This window comes from Nostoc sp., from assembly GCF_036919675.1.
Classification (GTDB): domain Bacteria; phylum Cyanobacteriota; class Cyanobacteriia; order Cyanobacteriales; family Nostocaceae; genus Nostoc.
This window is the reverse complement of sequence record NZ_JBALCP010000037.1, coordinates 41,792-67,586: the sequence shown is the minus strand read 5'-3', so window position 1 is coordinate 67,586 and position 25,795 is coordinate 41,792. Positions and strand designations below refer to the sequence as shown.

Annotated in this window: 24 protein-coding genes and 1 pseudogene; 8 read left to right on the top strand and 17 right to left on the bottom strand. The window is 41.6% G+C overall.

The annotated features are described in order from the left end of the window. The first annotated feature begins 210 nt into the window (after window positions 1–210). Complete coding sequence (locus tag V7K49_RS06755) at window positions 211–2,145, top strand: hypothetical protein (RefSeq protein WP_335204959.1); 1,935 nt, start codon at window positions 211–213, stop codon at window positions 2,143–2,145. 2 nt (window positions 2,146–2,147) lie between these two features. On the opposite strand, the gene V7K49_RS06750 is transcribed toward V7K49_RS06755, so the two are convergent. Continuing rightward, a complete protein-coding gene (locus V7K49_RS06750; RefSeq protein ID WP_335204958.1) occupies window positions 2,148–2,735 on the bottom strand; it encodes a Uma2 family endonuclease in 588 nt (195 codons plus the stop codon). A 24-nt stretch (window positions 2,736–2,759) separates the two neighbouring features. Further along, entirely contained in the window at window positions 2,760–3,044 is a 285-nt protein-coding gene (locus tag V7K49_RS06745) for a hypothetical protein (RefSeq protein ID WP_335204957.1), read from the bottom strand. Window positions 3,045–3,099: 55 nt separating this feature from the next. On the opposite strand from V7K49_RS06745, the gene V7K49_RS06740 reads away from it, so the two are divergent. Next, the gene (locus V7K49_RS06740) at window positions 3,100–4,218 is read left to right on the top strand and encodes an AAA family ATPase (RefSeq protein ID WP_335204956.1); all 1,119 of its coding nucleotides are present in this window, start codon (window positions 3,100–3,102) and stop codon (window positions 4,216–4,218) included. A gap of 2 nt (window positions 4,219–4,220) precedes the next feature. Next, a complete protein-coding gene (locus tag V7K49_RS06735; protein WP_335204955.1) occupies window positions 4,221–4,706 on the top strand; it encodes a hypothetical protein in 486 nt (161 codons plus the stop codon). A gap of 401 nt (window positions 4,707–5,107) precedes the next feature. On the opposite strand, the gene V7K49_RS06730 is transcribed toward V7K49_RS06735, so the two are convergent. Together V7K49_RS06730 and V7K49_RS06725 are read right to left on the bottom strand one after the other, a co-directional pair. After that, entirely contained in the window at window positions 5,108–6,070 is a 963-nt protein-coding gene (locus tag V7K49_RS06730; protein ID WP_334869187.1) for an orange carotenoid protein N-terminal domain-containing protein, read from the bottom strand. A 1,136-nt stretch (window positions 6,071–7,206) separates the two neighbouring features. Then, a complete protein-coding gene (locus V7K49_RS06725; protein ID WP_334869191.1) occupies window positions 7,207–7,362 on the bottom strand; it encodes a hypothetical protein in 156 nt (51 codons plus the stop codon). Window positions 7,363–7,539: 177 nt separating this feature from the next. Between V7K49_RS06725 and V7K49_RS06720 the strand changes: the two genes are divergently transcribed. Continuing rightward, complete coding sequence (locus V7K49_RS06720; RefSeq protein ID WP_335204954.1) at window positions 7,540–9,003, top strand: efflux RND transporter periplasmic adaptor subunit; 1,464 nt, start codon at window positions 7,540–7,542, stop codon at window positions 9,001–9,003. A 90-nt stretch (window positions 9,004–9,093) separates the two neighbouring features. Next, window positions 9,094–10,311, top strand: coding sequence for an ABC transporter permease (locus tag V7K49_RS06715; RefSeq protein ID WP_335204953.1), 1,218 nt, complete (start codon window positions 9,094–9,096; stop codon window positions 10,309–10,311). Between the two features lie 147 nt (window positions 10,312–10,458). On the opposite strand, the gene V7K49_RS06710 is transcribed toward V7K49_RS06715, so the two are convergent. Continuing rightward, window positions 10,459–10,917: a response regulator gene (locus V7K49_RS06710; protein WP_335204952.1), complete on the bottom strand. Its 459-nt coding sequence runs from the start codon at window positions 10,915–10,917 to the stop codon at window positions 10,459–10,461. A 254-nt stretch (window positions 10,918–11,171) separates the two neighbouring features. Between V7K49_RS06710 and V7K49_RS06705 the strand changes: the two genes are divergently transcribed. Next, window positions 11,172–11,312 carry a hypothetical protein gene (locus V7K49_RS06705; protein ID WP_334869199.1) on the top strand — a complete coding sequence of 47 codons (141 nt, stop codon included), beginning with the start codon at window positions 11,172–11,174 and terminating at the stop codon, window positions 11,310–11,312. A gap of 433 nt (window positions 11,313–11,745) precedes the next feature. On the opposite strand, the gene V7K49_RS34580 is transcribed toward V7K49_RS06705, so the two are convergent. From V7K49_RS34580 to V7K49_RS06690, 4 genes and pseudogenes are all read right to left on the bottom strand, one after another. Then, window positions 11,746–11,928: a DUF7219 family protein gene (locus V7K49_RS34580; protein WP_442948651.1), complete on the bottom strand. Its 183-nt coding sequence runs from the start codon at window positions 11,926–11,928 to the stop codon at window positions 11,746–11,748. Between the two features lie 544 nt (window positions 11,929–12,472). Beyond that, on the bottom strand, window positions 12,473–14,785 hold the full coding sequence (locus V7K49_RS06700) for an NACHT domain-containing protein (protein ID WP_335204951.1): 2,313 nt from the start codon (window positions 14,783–14,785) through the stop codon (window positions 12,473–12,475). Window positions 14,786–15,278: 493 nt separating this feature from the next. Continuing rightward, a complete protein-coding gene (locus V7K49_RS06695) occupies window positions 15,279–15,533 on the bottom strand; it encodes a DUF1816 domain-containing protein (protein WP_335204950.1) in 255 nt (84 codons plus the stop codon). 732 nt (window positions 15,534–16,265) lie between these two features. After that, window positions 16,266–16,657 (bottom strand): annotated as a pseudogene (locus V7K49_RS06690) (fasciclin domain-containing protein). A 164-nt stretch (window positions 16,658–16,821) separates the two neighbouring features. Here V7K49_RS06690 and V7K49_RS06685 point away from each other — a divergent pair. Further along, window positions 16,822–17,142 (top strand): hypothetical protein, encoded by a 321-nt coding sequence (locus V7K49_RS06685; protein WP_335204948.1) that lies wholly within the window; start codon window positions 16,822–16,824, stop codon window positions 17,140–17,142. Window positions 17,143–17,371: 229 nt separating this feature from the next. Here V7K49_RS06685 and V7K49_RS06680 read toward each other — a convergent pair whose 3' ends face one another. From V7K49_RS06680 to V7K49_RS06670, 3 genes are all read right to left on the bottom strand, one after another. Continuing rightward, entirely contained in the window at window positions 17,372–18,604 is a 1,233-nt protein-coding gene (locus V7K49_RS06680; RefSeq protein ID WP_335204947.1) for an acyl-CoA dehydrogenase, read from the bottom strand. Window positions 18,605–18,643: 39 nt separating this feature from the next. Beyond that, window positions 18,644–19,981 carry an LLM class flavin-dependent oxidoreductase gene (locus V7K49_RS06675; RefSeq protein ID WP_335204946.1) on the bottom strand — a complete coding sequence of 446 codons (1,338 nt, stop codon included), beginning with the start codon at window positions 19,979–19,981 and terminating at the stop codon, window positions 18,644–18,646. 453 nt (window positions 19,982–20,434) lie between these two features. Further along, entirely contained in the window at window positions 20,435–20,587 is a 153-nt protein-coding gene (locus V7K49_RS06670; RefSeq protein WP_335204945.1) for a hypothetical protein, read from the bottom strand. Between the two features lie 88 nt (window positions 20,588–20,675). On the opposite strand from V7K49_RS06670, the gene V7K49_RS06665 reads away from it, so the two are divergent. Beyond that, window positions 20,676–21,734 (top strand): glycosyl hydrolase, encoded by a 1,059-nt coding sequence (locus tag V7K49_RS06665; RefSeq protein ID WP_335204944.1) that lies wholly within the window; start codon window positions 20,676–20,678, stop codon window positions 21,732–21,734. A gap of 235 nt (window positions 21,735–21,969) precedes the next feature. Here the strand turns inward: V7K49_RS06665 and V7K49_RS06660 are convergent, their stop codons facing one another. From V7K49_RS06660 to V7K49_RS06640, 5 genes are all read right to left on the bottom strand, one after another. Then, on the bottom strand, window positions 21,970–22,572 hold the full coding sequence (locus tag V7K49_RS06660) for a hypothetical protein (protein ID WP_335070632.1): 603 nt from the start codon (window positions 22,570–22,572) through the stop codon (window positions 21,970–21,972). 45 nt (window positions 22,573–22,617) lie between these two features. Beyond that, window positions 22,618–23,640 carry a glucokinase gene (locus V7K49_RS06655; protein WP_335204943.1) on the bottom strand — a complete coding sequence of 341 codons (1,023 nt, stop codon included), beginning with the start codon at window positions 23,638–23,640 and terminating at the stop codon, window positions 22,618–22,620. Window positions 23,641–23,724: 84 nt separating this feature from the next. Further along, window positions 23,725–24,372, bottom strand: a complete 648-nt coding sequence (locus V7K49_RS06650) for a histidine phosphatase family protein (protein WP_334869779.1) — start codon at window positions 24,370–24,372, stop codon at window positions 23,725–23,727. 240 nt (window positions 24,373–24,612) lie between these two features. Next, a complete protein-coding gene (locus V7K49_RS06645) occupies window positions 24,613–25,140 on the bottom strand; it encodes a hypothetical protein (RefSeq protein WP_335204942.1) in 528 nt (175 codons plus the stop codon). Beyond that, window positions 25,141–25,758: an endonuclease NucS domain-containing protein gene (locus V7K49_RS06640; RefSeq protein ID WP_335204941.1), complete on the bottom strand. Its 618-nt coding sequence runs from the start codon at window positions 25,756–25,758 to the stop codon at window positions 25,141–25,143. It lies immediately after the preceding gene. Window positions 25,759–25,795: the final 37 nt, after the last annotated feature.

The following is a 25,795-nucleotide window of genomic DNA, read 5'->3' as shown; positions in this document are numbered from 1 at the left end:
GCCGACTTAAAGCAACTGGCGGATGAATTCTATTCGCCAGGGCTGGGCATATTTTACACTCATTGAGATGCTACCAGGTCAAGTTCAAGACGAATGGTTTCATTATAGTATTCAAAATCACTATACTATCCAACCTGACTTGATAAATTGCTAATTACACAAATAAATAAAATAAGGCATAGCAAACTTATCTCGCAGGTAGATTATCTGATGACTATTCCAGAGTCAATTAAAAAATTTATCACATGGATACAAGGTTTTGACCATCGGATTTTACGAAATGAAGACGATGTAAAAGAAAAGTTAATTTTGCCACTGTTTCACTATCTCTGCTATCCAGAGAAATGTCATCGTGAATACCCTTTAAAAACATCTAAATCAGGAAAGTACGGCAAAAATCCAGAAATTGCTCATATTTATTATACAACAGATAATATTGAACAACAAAATACAGATACCTCACTGATTTTTATTGAAGCAATAGAACCGTATAAAAATAAGTTTCATGACGCTATTGAGCAAGCCAAATTTTATAGTATTCATTTTAATCCACTATTTTTTATAGTTACTAACGGATATCAAATAAAGGTTTTTAAACGCCTACGTTACCGTCAGGAAGAGTCGATATTTGATCTAGATATAGATACACTTAGAAATATTGATATTGCCTCAAATTTTTATAATCAACTCAATTTTGATTTGGTTAAAAATATCGATAAAAATACACCCAGTATTTTAACTTATACTAAATATAACTTAATAGAAAGATTTATCAGACGCTATCCAGATTTACAGGATGTTTTAGAACAATGTGATTTTGAGCCTTCTACTACGAAAGAAGGCTACCGCTTAATTGTTGTGAAAACAAAAGTAGCGATCGCATGTAATTTACCCAAAGCTTTTGGAGAGGGTAATTGTGAAATAGAGTTCAGCAGCATCATTTTAAGAGGTCTAAAAATTTACTTAAATCATCAAGATATTTTAGGTCAATTAATGACTGGATTGCACACCCAGCCAGATTGGGGATGTCGTCGGTTTTTTAAACAGTTAGATAAAAATACTTTTGAGGTATATTTAGGTCAAACAACTCTAATCTTATCAGAGTTAGAAGCAGTAGATTTGTGTTTGTGTATTGATGAAGTTTGCCAAGAATATAAAAATTTAATAGTTGAATTTGAAAATACTTTAGAAACATGGAATTTTGAATTTGTAAAATTTTCCGAAAGTCGCGGTTTTATCCTTCTTTCTGTAAAACAAGAATTATGGGAGTTAATGCAGCAGTTTGCTAATGAATTTGATTATACTAAAGGTAAGTCAGAATGGCATCTATTCCATAGAGAATATATATCAATTCGAGTCAGTCGAGGAGTTTGCGATCATACATTTATCTTACCCAAAGTTGATAGTGATTTATATTTATTGCCTAATAATCAAATCAACATAATCTATGAGCTAAATGATATTAATTTACAATCTATTGAGACAGATAAATTAACCTTATTGCAGCAAGATATTGGAGTCCGGGGAACTTGGACAGCTAGATATACCAAACAGTGGTTATTAGAGAAATATATTCCAAAAGTTATCAATTATTACTCAGGAAAATATCAACTATCTGAAGCTGAATTGTTGGCTAAAATAACAAATTACATAAGTGACCGGGCGCTTATTAAACAAATTGATAACCTCAGAGATTTAGTACCTTATCTTCGCGACATCCAATCTTGGCTATATATATATGTGGACAATATTGCTGCTTCGCTCTTGAAACCATATTACCAAGCCTATACAAATTTGGTGCGTAATACTGATTCGTCTATAACAGGTATAGACTATATTATCGGAAATTTGTGTAGGGTTGAGTGGAAAAATACGCAAGAAGAAATTTCTCACAATTCCATAGACTGGAAAAACTTAACTTTTAAACATGCTATGGATTGCTTAGATCGGCAAGTAGCAAGAATAAATAATTGTGAATACGAGAATAGTTTAAAGGCAGATTTAATAACTCGGACATTTATTTGGATTATACAAAATGGTAAAATCTCTTTCTCACAAGCTCAATTAAATGCTGCTAAACAGGCTTTGCTACCACTTTGGGAACAAAGTCGCTTTGAAATGCGCCATGTGTATCCTAATCGATAAAGCTACATAATCTGCTGTAAATGCAACACAAATTCAGGTAGGATATTTTCTCCTGATAAACTAGCAGGATTGTCTAATATCTCTACATCTTTACCTGGACGATAAATTTCTACTCGCTTGTTTTTCCGGTCAATTAACCAGCCTAATTGAGCGCCATTTTCGATATACTCCTGCATTTTATCCTGCAATTCTTTCAAGGAATCAATACGAGAACGCAACTCTACTATAAAATCAGGACAAATTGGAGCAAATTTTTCTTGTTGTTCTGGGGTTAAAGCATTCCATCGCTCAATTTTTACCCAAGAAACATCAGGAGAACGTTCTGCACCATTGGGTAAGGTGAAGCCAGTTGAAGAGTCAAAACCTTTGCCTAATTTAGTCTGTTTATTCCAGATTCCTAACTCAACAACCATATCAAAGTTACGGTTGCCAGTATCACTACCTGTAGGTGGCATAATTAATAATTCCCCTGATCCTGTACGCTCAAATCGATAATCGCGGTTTTGCTGACACATCTGGAAAAATTGATCATCAGTTAAGTCGATTTTCAATTTTAGTGTAGAAGGTAAAGTGGTTGTCGTGGCGTTCATAGGCTATTGTGAGCATCTTACTTTCTAGTTTAGTGGTGTGTGAGGTGCGATCGCATGATGAGATGATGGAGAGCGATCGCACACCACACAACTTGCAACAAAACGTAAGGTACGAACAAACAGAGGCGTAGTATAAGTGATGGAATTACATACTTTCCAAACAACCTCTAAACTGCTTAGTTCATCAACTCCCATTTCTTGAGGATAGCGTTTGTTATGAAAGTAAATGTAATCTAATATGTAGCTAATCCTTCTGTCGAGCAGCAAAGCACCCGAATTCTCAGGACGTTCGTGGCAATGCTTATTCACTACTTAGGCAGATGAAAAAGTTCTTTCACTTTCCACTCCTCGGAATCGTTTTTCTATGCTCCAAAGACTATATATACACAACTTCAGATGCCTAGAAAACTTTCAACTGCCTATAAAGGGAATATCATCTGCTCTCTTGATTGGAAAAAACGGTTCAGGTAAATCAAGTATTGCCTCTGCATTAGAGCTACTTCAGTGCATCGGTCGAGGCATTAATAGAATGCGCGAACTTGAAAAGCTTAAACTTATTAGCCCAAAAGATTTTGCTCGTGGAAGGTGTGATGTTCCGATCCGCTTTGAAATAGAAGTATTACTTGATGATAAATTATACAAATATGTGCTTGCCTTGGAGTTGCCAGAAAAATTTAAAGAGCTTCGAGTTTCTGAAGAACAACTGCTAGTTTCAGGAGATCCAATCTACTCTCGAAAAGAAGCCAAAGTCACTCTTCACAACAGTTCACAAAATCGTGAGGCTCAGTTTTTGGTGGATTGGCATCTTGTTGCCCTTCCAGTAATTCAGGAGCAATCAGAGACTGATCCACTTCGTATTTTCAAGACTTGGCTTGCTCGTATGATCATTCTAGCCCCGATCCCAAGGTTTATGACAGGAGAATCCAACGGCGACACTTTGGAGCCAAAACGGGATGGTTCAAACTTCGGGGAGTGGTTTTCTGGGTTACTCAGTCGCTATCCTGCCGCCTACACACAGGTTGTCCAATATCTCGGTGAAGTTATGCCTGATATTAAGGATTTTCAGAATGAACTAATCGGCAAAGACTCCAAAAACATGATTGTTCGGTTTGATGAAAATAATGCGAATCTGAGTGTTGACTTTGAAGCCTTATCTGACGGTGAAAAATGCTTTTTTCTTTGCGCTGTTGTCTTAGCTGCAAACAAATCATACGGCCCTCTTTTTTGCTTCTGGGACGAGCCTGACAACTATCTCTCCTTGTCAGAGGTTGGACATTTTATAACATCACTGCGACGCTCATTTAAGAATAGTGGACAAATTTTGATGACTTCGCATGATGAGGAAGCAATCCGAAAGTTTTCAAATCAAAATACCTTTGTACTTGATCGAAAAAGCCACTTGGAGCCAACTTCAGTCAGATTGCTCAGTGATATGTCTGTTCAAGGTGATCTTGTAGATGCCTTGATTCGTGGCGATATATAACTATGAGCAGTAATAAGCATAGACCGCACATTCTTGTGTTGCCTGAAGACGATGCTAATCGCCAGATTGCGAATGGATTTATTCTTGATCTAAACCTCAATAGCCGCGTTATTCAAATCCTACCAGAGGCTCGTGGTTGGAAAGACGTTGTGGATAAATTCACGAATGATTATGTCTCTACAATGCGACAATATCCATACAGAATGATTGCTTTGCTGATTGATTTTGATGAGCAGGAAGATAGATTGAGTTATGTAAAGGATCAGATTCCAGATGATTTAGAAAATAGAGTATTTGTTCTGGGAGTGTTATCTGAACCAGAGAGGTTAAGGAAAGATATTAACAAGGATTTTGAAAAAATCGGAGAAGCTCTTGCAAAAGATTGCTCCGATAACACGAATGAATTGTGGGGACATGAGCTTCTCAAACACAATAAGACTGAGTTAGATCGGATGATTTCATCTGTCAACCCATTTCTGTTTAATTAAAGTAGATATCAGGCACTTTATAAATTGCTAAAAAGACTGCTAAATTGCGCTTAAGGGGGATTTATCCAAGCAGTATGTTAGAGGGCGATCGCCAATTTTGGTTGTAGAAGCAACTTAAATATTACAGGCATTTTGCGATCGCTATTCTCCTGCCAAAAATACAATCATCGCCAATCGTTAGCTTCCAAGCTTTTTACGTCCTCCCTTAGTTCAGCTATATCATAGTGCAGAGGCGGCATGTATCTGCAATGGTGACTTTCAACAACGATCCCAGGACAAAGATACCAAAGAAGCCGTTATAAGTTTCTTTTGCTTAAGCATGGCGAGGTGGTGATGTCTATGACGGGCTACGCCTACGCTCCTTCGCTCATCCACGCTTAAGCAGCTACTAATCTAGCCCTCTATTTACGTACTAGGTTGAGCAGTTCTTTAGGAGAAGCGAGCAAGTCAATCGCTACAAAGAAGATTTTGCCTTGGGGATCTAGCAAAAACCGCCATGCAATATTCATCCCCACACTCGCACCGAACCAAGGGGTTTGGACTTTACCGGTGACTTTAACTTGGGTATAGCCATCTTCTAGTGGTTCAGATACACCGCGCTCTGGTATCATCTTCAGACTCTGGCATTCTTCACGCATATAAGCGCGGATTGCCTCTTGACCAACAATCGGTCTTTCAAAGGGAGGTTGCAAAGCACCTTCAGAGATAAACAGAGCAACAGATGCATCAAAGTCATTGGCATTCATGTTGTTGATATAGCCCAGCACCGTGGGATTGTTAACGCCCTCAATGGTGACTTTAGTCCGAAATGCTTGTGCAGTAGGAGGAGCTACAGGCTCTGAAACTTTTTTGTAACTGCCAGGAGCGTTCGGGTCGAATCCCATGCTAATTACCGTATTGCGTAGGATTGTGATTTGTTGACCTGAATCAGCATTCCGGATTGCTTGCAACACGTCGGCAGCTTTAGAAGAAAGCTTGTAACCTTCTGGGATAGGAGCAACGATTCCCTGGGCCATCCATTCTCCCAACTGATACCAGAAGCCCAACTTGATGTTCACGGTGAAGGATGCATAGGAACGGCAGAGGGGAGTGTCAGCACGGTTAGCCAAATCGTACATGGCTTGTGTTTGAGCCTCAAAAGGCATCTGCTTAATTTGTTCCATTAAGCCCTGTGCAAGGATCATGTTGGCTGCCCCAGGAGCAGCAACTGTAATACTTCTACCCATTTCGGTATAGGCAAACCAGAGTAATGCTAGTTGATCTTCAGCATTGAGCTTTGAGAATGATTCGATAACAGTCGGAACAACGTCAGCAACTAGGGTACCGGGAAAAATACTTTGAGCCGACTGGATGGTAAAAGACATAGCAGAAATTCCAAAAAGAAAATTACAGTTCTATCGAATCTGAAAATCAAATGTGCAAAGACGGAACGCAAATGCGTTTAGCTGTTAACAAAGGCACTGAGCAGCAACGAGAAGACAAACAGTCTTTGCGTAGGCGTAGCCTGTCCGTAGACATCGCTCTACCAAAGGCATAGCGATTCTGTTGCCTTTGTGTTTGAACACTCGGCAAAGCACATCGCAGGCTCAACTGCATAGTTATTTAAAAAACTTTGATCAACAGTGGTTTAACGCATTTACGTTTTTTTGTCTCTTTATGTAAAGAAACATAACAACTTTGTTACAAATAAGCAATACTTTGTAAATTATTAATTAATAGTTTTAAATTATATTAATAATAAGTTTTACTGAAGTTAGATTAAACGCAATTGGTGCTTTTGTGTGTATTCACTTCCAAGAGCGATGTCTACGGGGGTCACTGACTTGTACTGAGCGCAGCGATGCACTGAGCTTGTCGAAGTGTCGAAGTAGCTTTGTCGTAAGCAATCTACGCGCAGCGTCTCCTAGAGAAGCGTTAGCGAGTCTTCTCTGTCGGAGACGCTTGTTCGCGTAGCGTCTTTGACAGCAGAAGACATCACCTACTTCTTCCACAAATCCAAAATTCCCTACTTGCTTAGTACGGTTCTCACTACTTTTATTTTCATATTTGGAAATAACTAGAAGACAAACTGCAATATGCCTTTTTGCTTGCCCAAAACACCAACATGAGTGCAAGCTCTACCGAAATCAGAAAGCAATATGCCTTTTTGCTTGCTAAATCTACCGAAATCAGAAAGCAATCAGACATTTTGAGAAAGCAATATGTCTTTTTGCTTGCTAAATCTACCGAAATCAGAAAGCAATTAGGCATTTTGAGAAAGCATTTAAACTAAATGCTTTCTCATTTAAGTATTTTGCTTATTGAATTCGACTTTATTTATTTTTTCGATGAAGTAACTAGTTGTGGTGATCGGTTTGACGACAAGTCCGGAGTTTCGGAGTCTCCCCCTTTGCCTCTACGTCAAGCATTATGCTTCAATACTGCAAGCTAGCATCCTAAGTATTGTGGCTTCTTTGGTGCAATAGTGGCGATCGCAAAAAATGTGGCAATTAAAAGCAAGCTACGGGTTGGCAACGAAGCCAGAGATTAAAAAGATATGGGTAACGACAAAGGCTGAAGCCTGGGTGGAAATTAAGTGCAACCTCACTTCTAATCCGTCTGCTGGCAAAGTTTGACCTAACAATGTGGCTAAAGTCACCCATTTAGGTGAAGACATACAGACATTTAATCCCTATTATGAAGGAATATTAAGCAACTATGAAGCTAATTATGCGTCTAATTGTTAGTTCACTAATTAAAGATTTAATCCAAAAATTTTAACAACTCCACCTTCCTGTATTTGCCCTTTAATTACAGGCTATTCCCATAAAGCAAGATTTATAGGCTTCTAGATATGGCTACGCACATAGAAATTCCTGATTTTGGCAAAGTTAAGTATCCATTCCGCTGGCTGATGGGGCTGATAGCAGGCGGTGTCTTGGTTATTGGTATCACAACCTACAGCCTGGTAAATCAAGGGACAAAAGAAGACATTGCTCAATTAACTGTGCCAGTGGCAGCGAAAAACGTCACCTTGAGGATTACAGCTAGTGGTAAAATCGTGCCAGTTCAGAGCGTAAATATTAGTCCGAAGAACCCTGGAGTGCTATCGCAATTATATGTACAACAAGGCGATCGCATTCAACAAGGGCAAATTCTTGCTCGCATGGATAGTGCCAGCATTGAGGCCCAAAGGAGCCAGTACCGGGCTAACTTAGCCCAAAGTCAAGCACAACTAGCCGAAGCCGTTGCTGGTAGTCGTCCTCAAGAAATCGCTCAAGCAAAGGCACGGTTAGCACAAGCTCAAGCCCAGCTAGCCGCAGCTAGGGCTGGTAATCGTCCCCAAGAGATAGCTCAATCTCAATCCCAAGTGGATGCGGCTCAAGCAAAGGCGAATTATACCAGTGGACAGGTAAAGCGTTATCAATACCTATACGAGCAGGGAGCAGAGAATAAACAATTACTCGATCAAGCCATCAGTGAAGACAAAAGTGCTAAAGCCAGTCTAGAAGAAGCTAAAAAACGATTCTCGTTAGTCCAAACTGGCACTCGAACTGAGGAAATTGACCAACGCCAAGCAGCTGTTACTGAAGCACGGGCAGCATTAGTACTGTTAGAAGATGGCACCCGTCCTGAGGAAGTTGTCCAGCGTCAAGCAGCTGTTGCAGCTGCTGAGGCTCAATTGAAGGGTGTGCAAGTGCAGTTGGAAGATACAATTATTCGCGCTCCTCTTTCGGGAATTGTGACGCAAAAGTATGCCGATCCAGGCGCGTTTGTCACACCCACAACTTCTGCTTCTGCTAGTGCGTCGGCAACTTCCAGTTCAATTGTCGCTGTAGCACGCGGTTTAGAAGTATTAGCTCAAGTTCCCGAAGCCGATCTTGGCAGAATTAAACAGGGACAGCAGGTGGAAATTGTCGCCGATGCTTATCCCGATCAAGTTTTTAAAGGTCATGTGCGCCTGATTGCTCCAGAAGCAGTATTGGAACAAGGTGTGACATCCTTTCAGGTACGCGTTGCTCTTGATACTGGCACAAATAAACTGCGTTCTGGCTTAAATGTCGATCTGACTTTTTTGGGCGATCGCGTTAATAATGCCTTGGTGTTACCAACGGTGTCAATCGTCACCGAAAAGGGTAAAACTGGTGTACTTGTACCAGATGCAAAGAATAAACCCCAATTCCGCGAAATTACAGTTGGGGCACAAATCCAAGACCAAACTCAGATTTTAGAGGGAGTTAAAGAAGGCGATCGCATTTTTATCAACCCACCCAAAGACTACAAAATCGAAAAGGCCAAGGAACAAAATAATAAATAATTCCCTTAGCAAGAATATATTGTTTCAACAGGTTAACGCATAGAAAACCTCTGATCAAAAGATTTTTGAAATTTTAAATTACCAATTAGTATGAACCCCTTAGAAAGCCTTAAGATGGCGGGTAAAACCCTGCTGTCAAATAAGCTGCGTAGCGCCCTCACCATGCTGGGTATAGTTATTGGCAACGCCTCAGTGATTGGCATGATTGGCATTGGCGAAGGTGGGCAAAAGTACGTGAATAAACAGCTGGAGTCATTAGGCCCAAATGTGCTGTTTATCCTGCCAGGTAATCGAGAAACTCAGCGGATCTCCTTTGAAGTGCCAAAAACTCTCGTGTTGCAAGATGCTGAAGCGATCGCTTCTCAAGTACCAACTGTAGTAGGAGTTGCTCCCGAATTAAACACAAGACAGGTAATTACATACCGCAACAGAAACACTGATGTCAACATCATTGGCACAACTCCCAGTTTTCTATCAGTGCGGGATTTTGAAACTGCTAAAGGCAGGTTTTTTAGCGAGGTAGACATCAAGCGAAGTAACCAAGTCGTTGTCCTAGGTGGAGACTTGGCAGAAAAACTATTCGGTAATAGTAACGCTATCGGTCAGCAATTGCGAGTTGGAAATACCAGCTTTCAAGTGATTGGGACATTAATAGCCAAAGGTTCCAGCGTCGGAGCAGATTATGATAATGCTGCGGTAATACCGATTACAACTTCAGCAAACCGACTTGTGGGAAAGAATTCTCCCTATGGTATTGCTTTAGATTATCTCGTCGCTGCGGCTCGTAATTCAGACAGCGTGGATGCAGCAGAATTTCAAATTACTAATTTGTTGCGCCTCCGGCACAAAATTAATGGTGAAGATGACTTTACTCTTCGCTCTCAAAAGGATACTTTGCAAACTGTCGGTCAAATTACAGGCGGATTGACAATTATGCTAGCAGCGATCGCAAGTATATCGCTGTTTGTCGGCGGCATTGGCATCATGAATATTATGCTTGTCTCCGTCACCGAGCGCACCCAAGAAATCGGATTGAGAAAAGCGATCGGTGCAACTGAACAAGATATTTTGCTACAGTTCATCATTGAGGCAGTAATAGTTTCAGCAGCTGGCGGTCTAGTTGGGACTGCGGTTGGCGTCAGTGGCATTCTATTAGTGGCAGCTTTGACTCCCTTAGAAGCGGCACTTTCTCCAACAGCGATTATGATGGCAGTTGGTGTTTCTGGTGGTATTGGTTTATTCTTTGGCGTTGTTCCTGCACGTCGCGCTGCTAAACTCGACCCGATTGTGGCGTTAAGAAGTGCTTAGTGATGGGGATTAGACATCTCCAGAAATTAAGGAATTAAGGAATGCGTTACCTGAAAGCCTTGTAGAAACGTTACATGTAACGTCTCTATAAAAGTTTTCCCTCCTATGTCTAAGGCGATCGCATTCCCCCATAACTAGCAACTTGGGTTACCAGTGTAAAACTAGTACATCGGAGCAAAAATTTTCCACCACAACTTCCTGTACTAGATTCCTAATCATGGAAACAAATTTGTCAAGGTCAAATGGTTTAAGTAAATATTCATCAAACTCTACATCGGGAATTTGGTCATGAGTACCTGTGGTAGATGTTGAAGTCACAATGATTTGGATACGGTTGCCATTGTCTGCTTTCATAGCATTTAATCTATTTAGCAATGTATAAATACTTTCACCTAAGAACCTAATTTCAGTGACAATGATGTTGGGCGTGAACCAATTCAGGATTTCTAAGGCTTCTTTTACTGAACCAACAGTAATCACATTTGCGCTCAGGTCTGTGAGTAAAAATGCGTATAAATCTCTACTATCGCGATCGTTGTCTACAACGAGTACTTGTACACCTTTGAGTATCCCAACTCTCAAGCAAAAGCCATTGATTAAATTCATAACAAGACCTGCAATTAGGGATTCAAGTGCAAAGTGGGCTGAAAAATCTTTAGTCTTAGGTGTCAGCAGTAGGGTAGGCTCAGAGAAAACTACCAAAAGAAGGATTTTTGCAAGAAATTAAATGAAAAGTTCTTTTCTTCTAATATCACAAAGCGTTGTTTGATTTTCTCATTTATTTGATTAGCTACGACATAAAACGTAATAATAGACCAATTTGGCAACCCAAAACCTAGTCTGAGTAAAATTTACTGAAATTGGTACTCCAATTCAGTCAGGGAGATGTCACAGACGACGGGTGGCGTCAAAATGCGATTTGGCTACTTTTACCGCAAGGGGCAGTGCGGGACGCAATCACCTTTTACCGATTATCTGTGTGTAACAAAGCTCAAATTTGATATCAAACACCCCTCAGTAAGGGACTGACAAAAAATAAATTATCCAAAATTATTTGTACATTTGTAGGGGCGTAAGCATTGGTGTCAACTTAAGGTGAAAGCCTCTCATGAACTTGCTTTTAGAGATTGTCTCGTTTGTCTCGTTAAGAGTCTCCGACTGGGAATGCCTACTCTTAGGCTCCGCCTTCCTTACTCGCGGCAGAGCCGCAATGAACAGCATTTCCAACCTCTGGCTGGAAACGAGGTTTGAAAAGGGTTTTGCGCTTAAGTTGACACCAATGCAAGGCCTTGCGCCCCTACGATAAGATGTTTTTTTTAACTTGAAGTCCCTAAGAAAATCCATTGCCTTAAAACTTAGTGACATCTGCGGTTGTGCTGTCTTGTGGGGATGTTTAAGAGCCAATACTGAGATCCGCTATTGCGAGGTTGTAGTCTAAATGCCTTTATTTGTACCAATATTTAGTGTATTTTTGCTCTTGTCCAACTGTTTATAAAGCGCCTCAATTTGCTTATAAGCTTTTTCAGGAGTAACTTTCCCACCTATTTGTAAGCTAGTGATGTAATCAATTTTTTGAGTAAATTCCTGGAGATTGGCGTTAAAAATTAAGTTCTCTATCCGGAATTCTCCGTAATATCTACTGTCAGGGGAAAGGAAGCTGTCTTCATCTTACTTATTAGACTCTACCATGAGTTTGTTCCCGTAATTTTATTTAGTGCTCAAATACTGCAACCTGATATCCAAAAATTTTTGACAGTCTAGTCTTGTCGAACTTCAAACCAAAAATCAAGTCTTTTCAGTCCTATTTCTATTTTCGTTCTGATCTCCGCTCAATCTCAATCTCGCTCAGAAACTTAAGCTGTATATTAACTTCTCTCCCGCATTTCATCCTTACCCTCACCTGCTCGAAGCTATAAGAATATATTTCGGTAATTAATAGCAAGCCCAAATCTCTGTGGAGTACTAGGGAGCCAGAAAGGTGGTGGTTGAGAGCGGCCAATATGTCCATATATACTACCTGAAATACAGGAGAGAAGTACCTGATTTCTGCACTATAAGTTGGTGTTGTTTGATTTCCCGAATGAGTTGATTAACTACGACACAAAACGTAGTCAAGACCATTTTGGCAACCCAACCCGATTTGAGGAATTAATCAACTAAATTATTGCCATTCCCTGTCCTCAAGTTCCTTGATCGGCAACAATAAGGTGGCTTCAATTTCCTGTCTGATAGCAGGCGTCACTTCACAATTGCTATGCAAGCAATCGAGTAGTAACTGATTGGCATCGTAGTAGTGTTGTAGCACTTGCTGTTGTTCAGGGCTAAACCGCCACTGGTGGTTAATGTTGCGATAATTAATGATCGTTATGTTTAACTGTTTAGCCCAGGCTGAATAGCTCGTGTGCCACCATAGCTCAAACCGTTTTTGATTTTGATGAGAATTTGGAAATTGGTCAGAGAGTTGTTGCAGGGATTTATAGAGTCCAATATCCAAAACAATGCCCAGAATGCTCGAGAAAGCATCTCCACAGGCGTGGATGTGGGCAAAGTCCTGGCTCCCATCAATTGCACACTCCACCAGTAGGTCATCTAATGCCGCATCCAGAAATATCCCTTGGTCGAGGCTGCTAGCTAGGGCAAAGTGAGGAGTTATGTGAGGAGTCCGACTCAAGGCAAGGTAAAATGCTCGAATTGTTGCATCTTTTGGTTGGGTGGGAATACTGCGGGATTTTTGGCTAGCCCACGTCAAAAACTCTTGTAAATAAGGGTCTTGGGAAACCAGTGTATCAATCTGTTGCTTCATCAACTGTACCAGAGAGTCTGCACTCCGGAGCATGGTAGCGGTTAACAAGAAGATTTCGCGCCAGTGCGGGTCGGTGATATGACTGACCAGACCTTCTAGAGCTTGCTCAAATGCCTGTAGGTTATGGCTGGCAACGATTTTTCTGGCTGTGAAATATTCTTGAAACGCCAGATAGGAGAAGGAAAAAATTCCCCGCGCCCGTTCTGCCAGTAGCCCATGTTGAGCCTCGATCGCTTTCAGTGCCGCTTCGCTTTCTATTTGCAGTTCCTCTGCATCCATTGGCACGTTGGTCAAATTCTGAATATAGTCACTAATATATTGCTCAACGATGCGTTGCTCAAAAAAGTACTGACCTTTCTCAAATGTCGCTGCCGCAATCTGACTCAATAACTTGAGCTTTTGTGGTAATAAAAACCCTCGGTAAACATCATCCCGTTCAATACCTCTAGCTTCATCCCATTTGCCCAACAGAAGATCCAGCCCTTGCTTATAAAAGTCAGTCCGCTTAGTCGGAAATTTTTCTTGACCGTGGAACACCCAGCAGGCAAGATGCAGAAATAGGGGTGTGATCACGAGTTGGCGAAATTGCCAGTTTTCAGGTAAGTCCAGTTTCTGCATAAACTCAACAGACTGCGCTTGACCATCTTGAGTATTCGTCTTGGGAAAGGCCACAAACCATTTTTCAGCGAAGGCTCGGATTTGTTGTGAGGTAAATGGCGCAATCTCAACATCAGTAAAGCCTCGGAGTCTAAGTCTTTGAGCTGCTGTTCGACAGGTTGCCACAAACTGATTTTTGTGATACTTATCTGTAAACCTGCGAATTTCGCTTAAGATAGAATTGCTCTGTTGGTTAAGAACTTCATCCATGCCATCAAGCAGCAGTAACACTCTGCCTGCATTAAGCAAGGTTTCTATGACTGACGGATCGGAAATTCCAGATGTGAGAAACTCCTGCTGGATGTATTTTAATAGGCTGAACTCGTTGGTGACTTTAAACTCTTCAGCAAAATTTCTCAGTGTGATGAAGATTGGAACTTGGTTCGCCGCAAATGCACCTTGGTTACACTGAATAGCGAGATGTTGCAAAAAGGTGGTTTTACCTACCCCAGGTTTGCCTAACACCCTGAGCTTGGGGTAGGTTTCCACTGCCTGTATACCAGGTATTTGTTTTTGGTCAACCTCACCTAAGCCAAAGCGGTCAAATTCTTCTGAATTAAACTTTTCTAGTTGCGAGATATCTAGCCACTGAAGGCTTTCAATTTCCTTCAAAATATTCACATCAATATATATGTCATCGATCGCAACGGGATGGCTAATATCCAATAACTGCAAAATACCACACTGGTCTTGAATTTTGTCAAAGCGTTGCGATCGCACTTTTTGCACCAATGTATCAATATCCAGGACAGAAAACTGTGTGTATTCTTCTCGTTCTAAGAATTCTGCCGGCGGATTAATAGCAATCTCCCGCCAATTCAGTTCCAATACCAAACAAATTTCAATAAAAGTATGACGCTCAATCGAACGACCACTAAAAAACCGCCAAATTGGTTGTCTAGTTTTGAGGTTAACTTCCGCTGCTAGATTGTCTTGCGTCCACCCCTTGCGAGCAAATGCTCTTTTAGCCTCTTGAATACCGGTGAGTGATGCTTGGAGCGAGCGCTTGACCATAGGACAACACCTTGATCATCAAATCATGAACTTCGACTTTTCTTAATATTTACAATTTTATAGATTTCTCTATACTCGCACAATTCTTTCGCTTAAACTTATACAAAATATCATAGTTTACTCTAACACTTTTTAACTTTTGTGACAAAACAAAACATTATGTACTTATTTTATACATTTCAATCTTTTGACAATACATCAACTCAAACACTTCTTTGTAATGCTTAAGTAGAGATTGGACAGTTACTTAATGCTTATTTGCTTGATTGTCGATCATAGTCCAATACTATTTAGTTAAGCCTGAAATCCTTGGTAGAGATGCGAAATTGTACTTCTCCCGCTACGCTAACGCGTCTTTACAGGTCTAAAATCACTACCCAAAATCCTTAACTGAACCGTATTGAATCATAGTTGCATTAAATAAGTATCATCAGATATTTTGTCTTCAGAAAGTTGAAAAACCTCTTTTAGCAAAATATCTGCGAGACGGGCTTCAAAAACTAAATATGTTTCTTTCGGCTTCTGCTTCATCCTGAAAAACTGTGAGGAGATCAGGCTGACATTGCTTGATTACTGCAACAATGCCTCTGGCTTCTTCCTGATATAAGTCTTCAACGTAGCCAGTTCTAGAAAGTTGTGCCTCTTTTTTACTATCAAAAGGGCCAAAGTAATAAGTACAGTGGGGAACGGTGGTGTTAATTTCTACCCACCAAAATAACTCTGATTGATTAGATGAAAATAAATTCATGGAGATACCTACACTTTCTTAAACTTGATTAAAGATAATCTTTGCTTCGAGGTTCTTGTAGTTTATTGTTGAGTGTTAGATGAGTAAATTTGCTAATATCCACGGATGCGATCGCAAGCAAGTTTAACTAACGCTCTCCTCAGAAATGTTTCTTTACATCTATCACGAATGATTTTTATTTGATGAGAATAATCCAAAAGGGCTAAAGTAGCTAGCATCATCAGATCAATCTCTAGCTGTTCCGGTTGCGTTTTCTAAACTGGCATTTCCTCATAACAGTGGCTACAACGCCAGTAAAGTCTTTTTAAACCCATATGACGGAGTAAAGTGTTAGAACAGCAAGGGCAAGTATGCCTCCTGAGCATAACTGGATTGATTTCTGTAGATATAAAACCTTGACTGTAATCCCTACTCAGATTAGTTAGATTCATTAATAAAGCTTCCATCTGAGAACCTTGAATTTTTAAAGCAATTTAACTGATGTTTTCTTGACTCCTCAGACCCATTTTCAGAATAATCATATCGCTGTCTAAAGTATTTACTAACATATATCTAGACAAACGTGAGGTAGTGACTAGACCTATTGCAAAAATCAAAAAATCAGGAATGTCATTCTGAGCAGAACGCAATCAAGAGAAGAATCTCACTACCCTGTTTCGCTCCGCTCAACATGACAATTTGAGCATTTATGCAAGAGGTCTACTATAAATAGTTTCAAGCCTACACACCTTATTAGCTATCTATACGTTTGTTGAGTGAGGAATCAATAATGATGTGGATGACACCGTTATCATCAACAGCATTGGGTTTTGAGGCTGGAGGTCATAATCTACATTGACACTATTGAAAGGGTCAATTTTGAAAATTGAACCTTCAATCGGCTTTATGGGCATCACCTTGCCGGAAACGATGTGATACGTCAGGAGTTGCTGGAGCTTATCAATATTCTTAAGCAATGTCTCTATAGTACCTGCTGGAAGCTTTGCAAAAGCTTGATCTGTGGATGCAGAGGCGATAAACGAGTCAACACCTTTGAGAGTATCTATCAGATTCGCAGCCTTGATTGCATCAACTAGGGTGCTAAAAGAACCAGCGGTAACGGCAGTATCGGTAGTATCAGCCATTTATTTCACTTGGTTTTATGATAATTTGGGAATTATTATTTAGCATCACATCCTAGTGTTATAAATCATGTTTGAGCAAGCGTTTGAGTAGCGTATAAGTTGTAAGATATGAGCTAAAAAATTGAAATAATTAAAATACAGCAGAATTTAGGAGTCAATCAATTTTGGACTTCGGCTTACTTCGACTCCCTTCGGCTACGCTCAGGGCGAGTCGCTCAGGGCGAGTCGCTCAGTACAAGTCGCTCAGTCGAACGATTTTGGACTTCGGCTCCTTTACCTCGGCAACTCTTAGAGACGCTGCGCGAACGCTCGGCACAAGTCGGCAACTCTTAGAGACGCTGCGCGTAGCTTGCTTCCCCGCAGGGGTACACTCAAGGCAAGTCGCTCAGTCGAAAGATTTTGGATTTTGGATTTTCTTCGTTCATACCCACACCCATATTGAGCTTGCGATCGCTGTTCTGCACACTATCGGGAAATGGTGTTAGTTATGGGATTGGGTTGAAAAATCGTCCTATTCCTTTCCCCTCAAGCTATTAATTCCTCTTGCCATCTCAAAATCAGCAAACGTACAGTCATTAGTTGCAACTGTTGGAGTGGTCAAATGATGTTGGAAATCTGGAAAGAATTAAATTCTGGTAAAGGGCCAGTCCAACTGAAAATGACCCACCTTGATGAAAATACCATGCGATCGCGCTTTTGCTGGCTCTTCTGTCCCTAGAAAAATCCTCGCTTCGGTAGTGGTGTACCATTGATCTCGTAGTCCCCAATGGCACGAGCCTTGAAGTGAGCGGGATTATGCGATGCCAGGGTGCGTGCATTTCGCCAATGACGATCAAAGTTAGAGCTTTTCTTAGTTGTAGAAGCCCCACCAACTTCAAATAACAGATTGGCCGAACGGAGAACCAAGTCATCAACAATCAATTTAGCCTTGGCTGCACTCAGAGAAGCTGTCAGCGCCGCCGCCGTCTCAGCTTCTTCACCCTGAGCTTGGGCAGCAGGAAGGCGATCAAGAGCATCGGCGGCAGCGAGAACGATCGCTTCAGCAGCGAAAGCATTGCTGGCAATCTGACCAACAGTCTGCTGTAATAGGGGGTCATCTACTGCTTGTTCAGATGCAGCATGGTAGAAAGTTCGGGGTCTGGTTTGGACGAGCGCCGTCGCGTCGCGCAGAACGCTACGAATAATACCAGCATTGATCGCAGTCAAGAACAATTGCGGGACAATGTTGTAGGGTAGATTATCTTTGTCTGTATCTGTATCAAGAATCACTTCATCAGCTTCTACACGGACATTCGTGAACGTAGTCGTTCCCGTGCCGGTCAGCCTTTGCCCGAAGCCGTCCCAGTCGTCCACCAGCTCAATCCCCTCGCGTTTGGTCGGGAAGAGTGCCGTAACTACGGTGTCATCAGGTGACAACAGACGCACGAAGATCAAGTCTGCATAAAGGCTGCCAGTGCTGTAATATTTCTTCCCGTTGAGACGATAACCGCCGTCATCCGGTATCAATTTTGTATTCACAACTTGACCGCCACCGGCTCGCTTGACCTCTAGTTCGGTGGAGGCGAGTCCGATGATTGCACCATCAACGACAGCTTTCAACCAGCGACGATTCCTTTCACTGCGCCCAGAACGCAAAATTCGTTCCGTCACGGAGAAATGATTCCGCACAATGTGAGCAACGTTAGGGTCAGCATCCCCCAGCCGAATCACGACCTCGAACAGTTCGCGGGCTGAACTACCACCGCCACCTTCAGCAATCGGGATTCGCAATGCACCCAGCCTTGATTGGCGGATTAGTTCGATGACATCATAAGGCAGGATGCGATCGCGATCAGTTGCCCCCAAAGCGATGAAATCGAAAAGCTGCTGGAGTTCTGGAGAATTAGCTGTGACAGGAGTTGAGAACTCAGTTGTAGAATCTAGAACTTTTTCTGCAATCTTGTTCATTGTTTTTCTCTGTGAATATTTTGGAAATGGGGAAGAATATCACACTATTGCGGGCTGGAAGAAGCGGTTAGCAGGGCGGGCAAGTCCCAGATTTTCGCGCAAAGTCTTGCCCTCATACTCCCGGCGAAAGATCCCACGCCGTTGGAGTTCTGGGATAACCTTGTCTACGAAATCGTTCAGCCCTTCAGGCAGGAAAGAGAACATGACATTGAAGCCGTCAGACCCTTGCTCAATCAGCCATTGCTCCATGTCATCGGCGATAGTTTGGGGTGTGCCGACAAACGCAAGGCCCCCGTAACTGCCGATGCGTTGAGCCAGCTGTCGAATGGTCAGGTGATCGCGTTGCGCCATCGCTATCACTTCTTCTCGCGAACTCTGTCCGGCTTTAGTCTGCGGGATTTCAGGCAATAGTCCATCCGGATCGAACCCCGAAACGTCGTAGCCAAGTGCGCTATTCAGGCTAGCGATCCCGCTTTCATAATGCACTAGGCTGTCCAAATGTTCACGCTTGGCGATCGCCTCTGCAACAGTTTCGCCCACGATCACCAAGACACCTGGAAGAATTTTGATGCTTTCTGGGTCACGTCCGATCGCCCGGGCGCGACCTTTAATGTCAGCAAACAGGATCTTGCCTGCCTCCAGATTACCAGCAGGTGCAAACACGACCTCGGCGGTTTCGGCGGCCAGTTGACGACCCGCTTCGGAAGCTCCCGCCTGAACGATCACCGGCCAACCCTGGACAGGTCTAGCGATATTCAATGGCCCCCGCACCGAGAGATGTTTTCCCTGATGACCCAGAACGTGAATTTTTGCGGGATCGAAATAAATCCCTGATTCCACGTCCCGGATGAACGCATCGTCAGCAAAGGAATCCCAAAGACCCGTTACAACATCATAGAATTCCCTAGCCCGCGCGTAGCGTTCGTCATGCTCTACCTCCTCTGACAAGCCAAAGTTGAGTGATGCGTCCGGATTGGATGTGGTGACGATGTTCCAGCCGGCGCGGCCGCCACTGATATGGTCGAGAGACGCGAAGCGGCGAGCGATGTGGTAAGGCTCGTCATAGGTTGTGGAAGCGGTGGCTACCAGCCCGATGTGTTCGGTGACGCTGGCGAGGGCAGAGAGTAGGGTGAAAGGCTCAAAGGAGGTGACAGTGTGGCTGCGCTTCAGCGCATTAAGCGGCATATTCAGCACCGCTAAGTGATCGGCCATGAAGAATGCGTCAAACTTGCCCTGCTCTAGTTTCTCGATGAATCGTTTCAGCGCCGGGAAGTTGAAATTGGCATCGGGTAAAGCCCCTGGATAGCGCCAAGCACCAGTATGTATACTTACAGGGCGCATGAAAGCACCCAATTTCAATTGCTTTGATCCGCTCATTAGTCCTCCGTAACAATCATAAAATTATTACCCGCCTCTTGGAATAAACCTAAATCAGTCTGGGGATGTCGCCACAGAGAGCCAGAGTGAACCACCTGGAAAGCAATCATGAACTCAGCTTCCCCAGAATAACGTGATCAACTCTGCGGTCGCCTGGGCTGATTCTGATTCACCTCCTAAATACACACAAGGATGAGGATGTGCTACAGGTCGCGGGTGAAAGCTCAAGTAACTGATCTGAAATTTAGATAATTTACGTGTTTTGTTTCAAATACGGCAAATCAATCGTATTAGTGTAGTATTGTCTTGATAAGATTTGCATAAATTGAGTTAAAAAACAAGTATTAATTCATAATATCTTCTCTAAAAGCCTATGCCCTATAAGGAGAAAGGGTTTTGCTAATTAGCAAAGATAGTGGTGTATATACATATTTATTTAAATAATCTAAAAACTTAGATGTCTTGGATGCAGAATTTCTCACACGAGAGCGCCTCCTCCAGCTTCAGGTAATCTTGATGCTGCCGACTGGTGTAAGTTCTTCTGTCGGTATCTTTGGCAATGAGCGATCGCTTTTTTTGAGAAGTGGTTTTATCGTTACAATTCATCTGTAGCAGCTTCAAAAGTTAGGCGATAGCTGCAAAAATAATTTCTAGTCAGGAAAGTGTCAATATTCAAGTTAATTAGATTCTAGATATGAGTGACTCAAAAACCTCAAACCATCAACCAGGATTAATTTTCATGCCAGGCTCTGAAGGTTGGTGGGATTCCGAACGAGTATCTTCGCCACAGGTTTTGTGTTGTGCCGATGGAACTTGGAGGATGTGGTATTACGGTCGGGATGCGTCCTTTGATCGGCAAATAAATTTGCCCACAGGTCGATGTGGTTTAGCGATTTCTGCTGATGGAATTGATTGGCAACGCGTCCAGGGATTATTAACTAGGGGGGCTGTCTTTGAGCCTCATCCAGATCCAAATCGGTTCGACTCAGCCCATGTTGGTGTGAGCAATGTATACGAACAGGATGGTCTTTATTGGATGTGGTATTTTGGTGGCGATAACACAGTTGTTGATCGGGGAGGATTTAAAGCCAAAGGGTTAAATATGCGCCCTGGTTGTGCTATATCGCGTGATGGGATAAATTGGGTACGGTTGGAAAGTACTTACCAAGGAGCCTTTCTAGATTTAGGCAAGGCAGGGGAGTTTGATGCCTTGTTTTGTGCCTGGCCACAAGTTTTACCTGATGATGGAATGTGGAAATTATACTACCATACCTTAAATCCTGAGAAAGGATTCTTAGTGGGTTTAGCTGTGTCTAAGGATGGTTTTCATTGGCAAAAAGTCGGTCAGATTTTAGAACCAGGTAAATCTGGAAGTTTTGATGAGAGAGGCATTGGTACTCGCCATGTTCTAAAAATAAACGGAGAGTACGTAATGTTCTACGAAGGTGTTAACAGCAGCGGTTATCACTCCATCGGTCTAGCTGTTTCTGAGGACGGGATTCATTGGCAAAAAGTTGAGGGAGAGCAACTTGGAGGTTCAGTATTTTCCCATGCTCAAAAGGGTTCTGGTCGTTGGGATGCACGAGCAGTAGGCACACCTTGTGTAGTCGCAATGGATGATGGCAGTTTCCGTATGTACTATGTTGGCGCAAACGAAGGTGGCTATGATGAACTATCCTCACAGCACCAAATTGGTTTAGCTGTGAGTGCCGGAACTAATTTTCGCCAGTGGGATCGCTGGGGTGAACATTGAACCAATATTTTGACGACAAGCTCAGGGGTCACGTCAATTTCGTAGCGACGAGACAATTTAGCCTTGCGCTGCTGTTGTCGTTCCGTTTTCGTTTTCGCACGCTTATCTTGCAGCTTTTTGAGTTTGATGAACCTCTCCCTGACTTGAACTAAAGTTCAAGTCTATCCCTCTTTGACGGGCGAGAGGGACAGTTTTGCGTAGTCAAACCTCTTAAAGGTCTTTTGATTAAGTTATTTCACTTTTTCAAAACTACATGGAAGGAATTTAAATATCCCGTAATGGTTTTAGCTAATGTCTTCTGCTGTTTTTTTGTAGTTATTGCCATTACTTGATATAGTCTTCCTTCGGCAACATACATTCTACTTTTAGTGATTTTCCCTCCAGAATTGATGTACTCAATTTCTTTGCCAGGATGATTATTGGAACTCCGAATGTTTCGTTGACTGATTAAATTACTTTTCGTAGTCTTTAAAGCCATATCCCGTGCATTATTAAGTACAGCTTGGGGGTCAGTCATTTGACCGTAACTATAAGGAAAATCATTATAAGCGACTACATATGCTACTTGCTGTTTTGGTGGTTGAGCGACAAATATTTTTAAGGTAATTTCCCCCATATAAGTTTTTTGGTATTCGGTATTTCTGTTAGGGCTTCCCGGCATCAAAATAGAAAAGCGCCCATCTGGAGCGGTGAATAACTTCCATTGTGGCTGTGTGGGTTGAGAAACGGTTGGTTTGACAACAGCCGCCGGAGGTTTGGGTTGACGTGCTTCCACCAGAACACATCCACCACAGACAAAGGTGGCAGCGATTAATGGCAACAGACTTTTAACTGTCATATTTTTTGCCTTTCGAGATGCTGATATCACTGATGATGCTAGCTGTTATAACCCAGCAGCACGTAAAGCAGCACCAATTAGTCCCACTTGCGGGTTGAGGATAATATACACGGGTATCTCTTCAAGGAGACGGCGCATCCTGCCTTTTTGGGTAAAATTTAATAAGAAACTGCTGTCTTGCATTAAGGGCAGGATTTTGGGTGCAATTCCACCAGCGACGTATAAGCCACCGTAAGGTAAGAGTTTAAGGGCAAGATTTCCGGCTTCTGCACCATAAGCCTCTATAAATAATTGCAAAGTTTGTTCACAGAGGCGATCGCGTTTTTCTAGTGCAGCTGTACCAATGACAGCACCAGCATCGATTTTCTCTTCCTGTCCGGCTTGTTGTTCCCAAGTTCTGACGGTTTGGGCGATGTCTGGTGATTCGTGGGCAAATTTGCGATCGCGCAAAAATTGGTAAATTGAGACAATTCCCATTCCAGAAACTACGCGTTCTACAGAAATGCGCTGGATATCATGTTTATTCAGCAGGTATTTTAACAATTGAAACTCGATCTCGTTTCGGGGAGCAAAATCAGTGTGTCCACCTTCTGAGGAAAAGACTTGATAGTAGTTTCCCTGTTTAATTAAAAATCCTTGCCCTAAGCCGGTACCAGCACCAATAATGGCAATGGGGGCTTCGGGTTGAGATTTGCCAACCTGCAACGTCAGCAAGTCTTGTTTTTGTAAACCTAAAATGCCATAGCCAACGGCGGCGAAGTCGTTAATCAAAGAAATTTGTGGGATACCCAATTCTTGTTCTAGACGCTCGGTATCCAAAAACCAGGCTAAATTGGTCAGCTTGGCAGTATTTTTGACAATCGGGCCTGCGATCGCAAAACAAGCCTTTTGTGGTATAGGTGTGTTAGCTTTAACCAAAAACTGTTGCACTATCGGTACTAAATCGGGAAAATCGCCACTGTGGAAACTTTCCTGATAAATAGGATCTGAACTTGGTGAGTCTGATGTTTCAACCAATCGCAGAATAGTTTTTGTCCCGCCGATGTCTCCTGCTAGTAACAAAGTCATAAAACTTATTCGTGAATTAATTACTTTTTTTGTAGGATATACCCAACCTCGCAGAAGCCATGAACGCAAATCCCGATCAGAGATTTAAGCAAATCGAATAACTTCTTCTATGTGGGTTAAATGGGAAGTATCTCCCTTTAGTTCTAATAACCATTCTGGATCTTCGCGTACCACTTTTACCAGGGAACATAAAGAAGCTTTAACTTCTGTTATGGCAATTTCCCCCACTAGCCCCATTGCTCCCCCCAACACAGATGCACCATGTGCTACAAGCAGGATATTGTCTGGGAGGAATTCAGTAGCTAAACATCTAGCAGTTTGCCCAGAACGTTCTCGCACTTTTTCGCGAGTTTCAGGATAATTGGCGGCGATGCGCGAAGTATAGCTAATGTCAATCCTGGGGAATAACTCTGCTAATGCTGGAGTTGAGAGTCTTTCGGGTTCTTCTGTCATCCAAACTGGATTTAGCCATTCACTCAAACCTGTTTCCAATTTGAGCGGTAAGTTAAGCACTTCTGCAACTGCGTTTGCCGTTTGTACGGTTCGCAGGAAAGGAGAAGCGAAAATATGGGCAATATTTTCTCCTTTAAATCGTTTAGCTAACTGCTGTGCCTGCACCATACCATCATCAGACAAAGGTGGATCGTAGCGTCGTTCGGCGGTGAGAAACCAATCAGGGTTTACGAAGTCGAGGCGGTTAGCGTGTCTTGCTATCCAGACTATTTGACTCATGGGTTTAATTATTCCGGTGAATAGAATTCGCCGCTAAACAAATATAGATATCTGCAAGGAGGGCTATAAATATTAATATATGATAAAAATCGTAATATTTTTTAATGATAATAATTATTAGAAAAACTTATCAGTGGTATCAATGTAGCTTTTATTAAAGCTTTTTTAGGCAACTATTTAAAGCAATATCGACTATACTAATCTACTGAAATATTTAAGATTGCAATAGTGATACTTTGGCTATAGCCTTTTTCGCCATTTTTCTAAAGCTACCTCAACTAATCCATTTAGAGAATCATAGTGGTCAAATTTATATGTATTAAGTTTTCCACCCCCGATAACAAGAGTAAATTCATTTGCATCAATTTCTAGTAATTGCCTTTCTTCATATGTTAAAGGTTCGGAGTTATTAAGTTTCCTAGTTATTCTGTTTCTATCCTTAGAATATTGGCTAAAATATTTATGTGTTCGATAAGTTGAATTTTTATCTGCTACTATTTCATTCATTATTTTTACTCTATTTGAAAGTGTCTTTTTGGATAAATTAATCTTTGCACCAATTCCACTTTGTACATATCCCTCTAACAAAGCATTGCCTTGCCAATCTGTCCAAATCCTTGCTCTACTTATACGATCGCTACTATTATTTTTTAAACCTAACCATAAAAATATAATTGGTATTCCTTTACTATCAAAGTAAAATTCAGCGCATAATTTACTTGTTTTACTATTACCATTTCCATATCGAAAACTAACAGCAGAAGACATTTATTCCATCCGTTTATCAAAGCTAAGAACCTTTTGACGAATTTTTAATATTCCTTCTTGTTGTTCAGAAGAACATTTAGCTAGACGGTTCATCAGCCCTCTAGAAGGTGGAGGTATATCTTTATTTCTCTCTCTGTCCTGATGAGGAATTTCTATTTTTGAAACTTTCTCATTATCTACATCTAAATTTTTTATCTGTAAATAATAGTTAAAATCATCTGCTAAAACGGCAAATTCAAAAAAATCAATAGATAAATTATGATATTTTTTATCTGTAAAATTGTCTCTATGAAAATTAGGCTTGATTGCTATTAAGCTAATAGGTTGCTGATAGTCTATTTCGTCTTGTAAAGGTTTTACTTCCTGTAAAGCGTCATAATATCGAGTTAGCTGCTGAACAATATATCTGTCTTCCCCGTTTTTCAATTCCAATACCACTAACTGTTTATTTTCCCTCAATGCTAAAATATCGCAAATTTGACCTTTAACATAATATTGTCGCTTTAGCGGAATTAACCCGAAAAGTTCCTTTAAATTCGCCCAGACAAAATCTTCTAAATCAGCTTCAGTCGCAAATTGCCAACTATTACCCGTTTTTCTTAAATTCACGAAATCCATTATCTCGCTCTGACTTCAGTAAATTACTACCTTTAGT

Coding starts and splice junctions, on each gene's coding strand:
- V7K49_RS06700 (WP_335204951.1), bottom strand. CDS start 14,785: ATGGTCAAGCGCTCGCTCCAAGCATCACTCACCGGTATTCAAGAGGCT.
- V7K49_RS06750 (WP_335204958.1), bottom strand. CDS start 2,735: ATGAACGCCACGACAACCACTTTACCTTCTACACTAAAATTGAAAATC.
- V7K49_RS06720 (WP_335204954.1), top strand. CDS start 7,540: ATGGCTACGCACATAGAAATTCCTGATTTTGGCAAAGTTAAGTATCCA.
- V7K49_RS06725 (WP_334869191.1), bottom strand. CDS start 7,362: ATGTCTTCACCTAAATGGGTGACTTTAGCCACATTGTTAGGTCAAACT.
- V7K49_RS06675 (WP_335204946.1), bottom strand. CDS start 19,981: ATGAGCGGATCAAAGCAATTGAAATTGGGTGCTTTCATGCGCCCTGTA.
- V7K49_RS06640 (WP_335204941.1), bottom strand. CDS start 25,758: ATGGATTTCGTGAATTTAAGAAAAACGGGTAATAGTTGGCAATTTGCG.
- V7K49_RS06665 (WP_335204944.1), top strand. CDS start 20,676: ATGAGTGACTCAAAAACCTCAAACCATCAACCAGGATTAATTTTCATG.
- V7K49_RS06670 (WP_335204945.1), bottom strand. CDS start 20,587: ATGAATTGTAACGATAAAACCACTTCTCAAAAAAAGCGATCGCTCATT.
- V7K49_RS06740 (WP_335204956.1), top strand. CDS start 3,100: ATGCTCCAAAGACTATATATACACAACTTCAGATGCCTAGAAAACTTT.
- V7K49_RS06715 (WP_335204953.1), top strand. CDS start 9,094: ATGAACCCCTTAGAAAGCCTTAAGATGGCGGGTAAAACCCTGCTGTCA.
- V7K49_RS06680 (WP_335204947.1), bottom strand. CDS start 18,604: ATGAACAAGATTGCAGAAAAAGTTCTAGATTCTACAACTGAGTTCTCA.
- V7K49_RS06655 (WP_335204943.1), bottom strand. CDS start 23,640: ATGACTTTGTTACTAGCAGGAGACATCGGCGGGACAAAAACTATTCTG.
- V7K49_RS06735 (WP_335204955.1), top strand. CDS start 4,221: ATGAGCAGTAATAAGCATAGACCGCACATTCTTGTGTTGCCTGAAGAC.
- V7K49_RS06730 (WP_334869187.1), bottom strand. CDS start 6,070: ATGTCTTTTACCATCCAGTCGGCTCAAAGTATTTTTCCCGGTACCCTA.
- V7K49_RS06645 (WP_335204942.1), bottom strand. CDS start 25,140: ATGTCTTCTGCTGTTAGTTTTCGATATGGAAATGGTAATAGTAAAACA.
- V7K49_RS06650 (WP_334869779.1), bottom strand. CDS start 24,372: ATGAGTCAAATAGTCTGGATAGCAAGACACGCTAACCGCCTCGACTTC.
- V7K49_RS06695 (WP_335204950.1), bottom strand. CDS start 15,533: ATGAATTTATTTTCATCTAATCAATCAGAGTTATTTTGGTGGGTAGAA.
- V7K49_RS06755 (WP_335204959.1), top strand. CDS start 211: ATGACTATTCCAGAGTCAATTAAAAAATTTATCACATGGATACAAGGT.
- V7K49_RS06660 (WP_335070632.1), bottom strand. CDS start 22,572: ATGACAGTTAAAAGTCTGTTGCCATTAATCGCTGCCACCTTTGTCTGT.
- V7K49_RS06710 (WP_335204952.1), bottom strand. CDS start 10,917: ATGAATTTAATCAATGGCTTTTGCTTGAGAGTTGGGATACTCAAAGGT.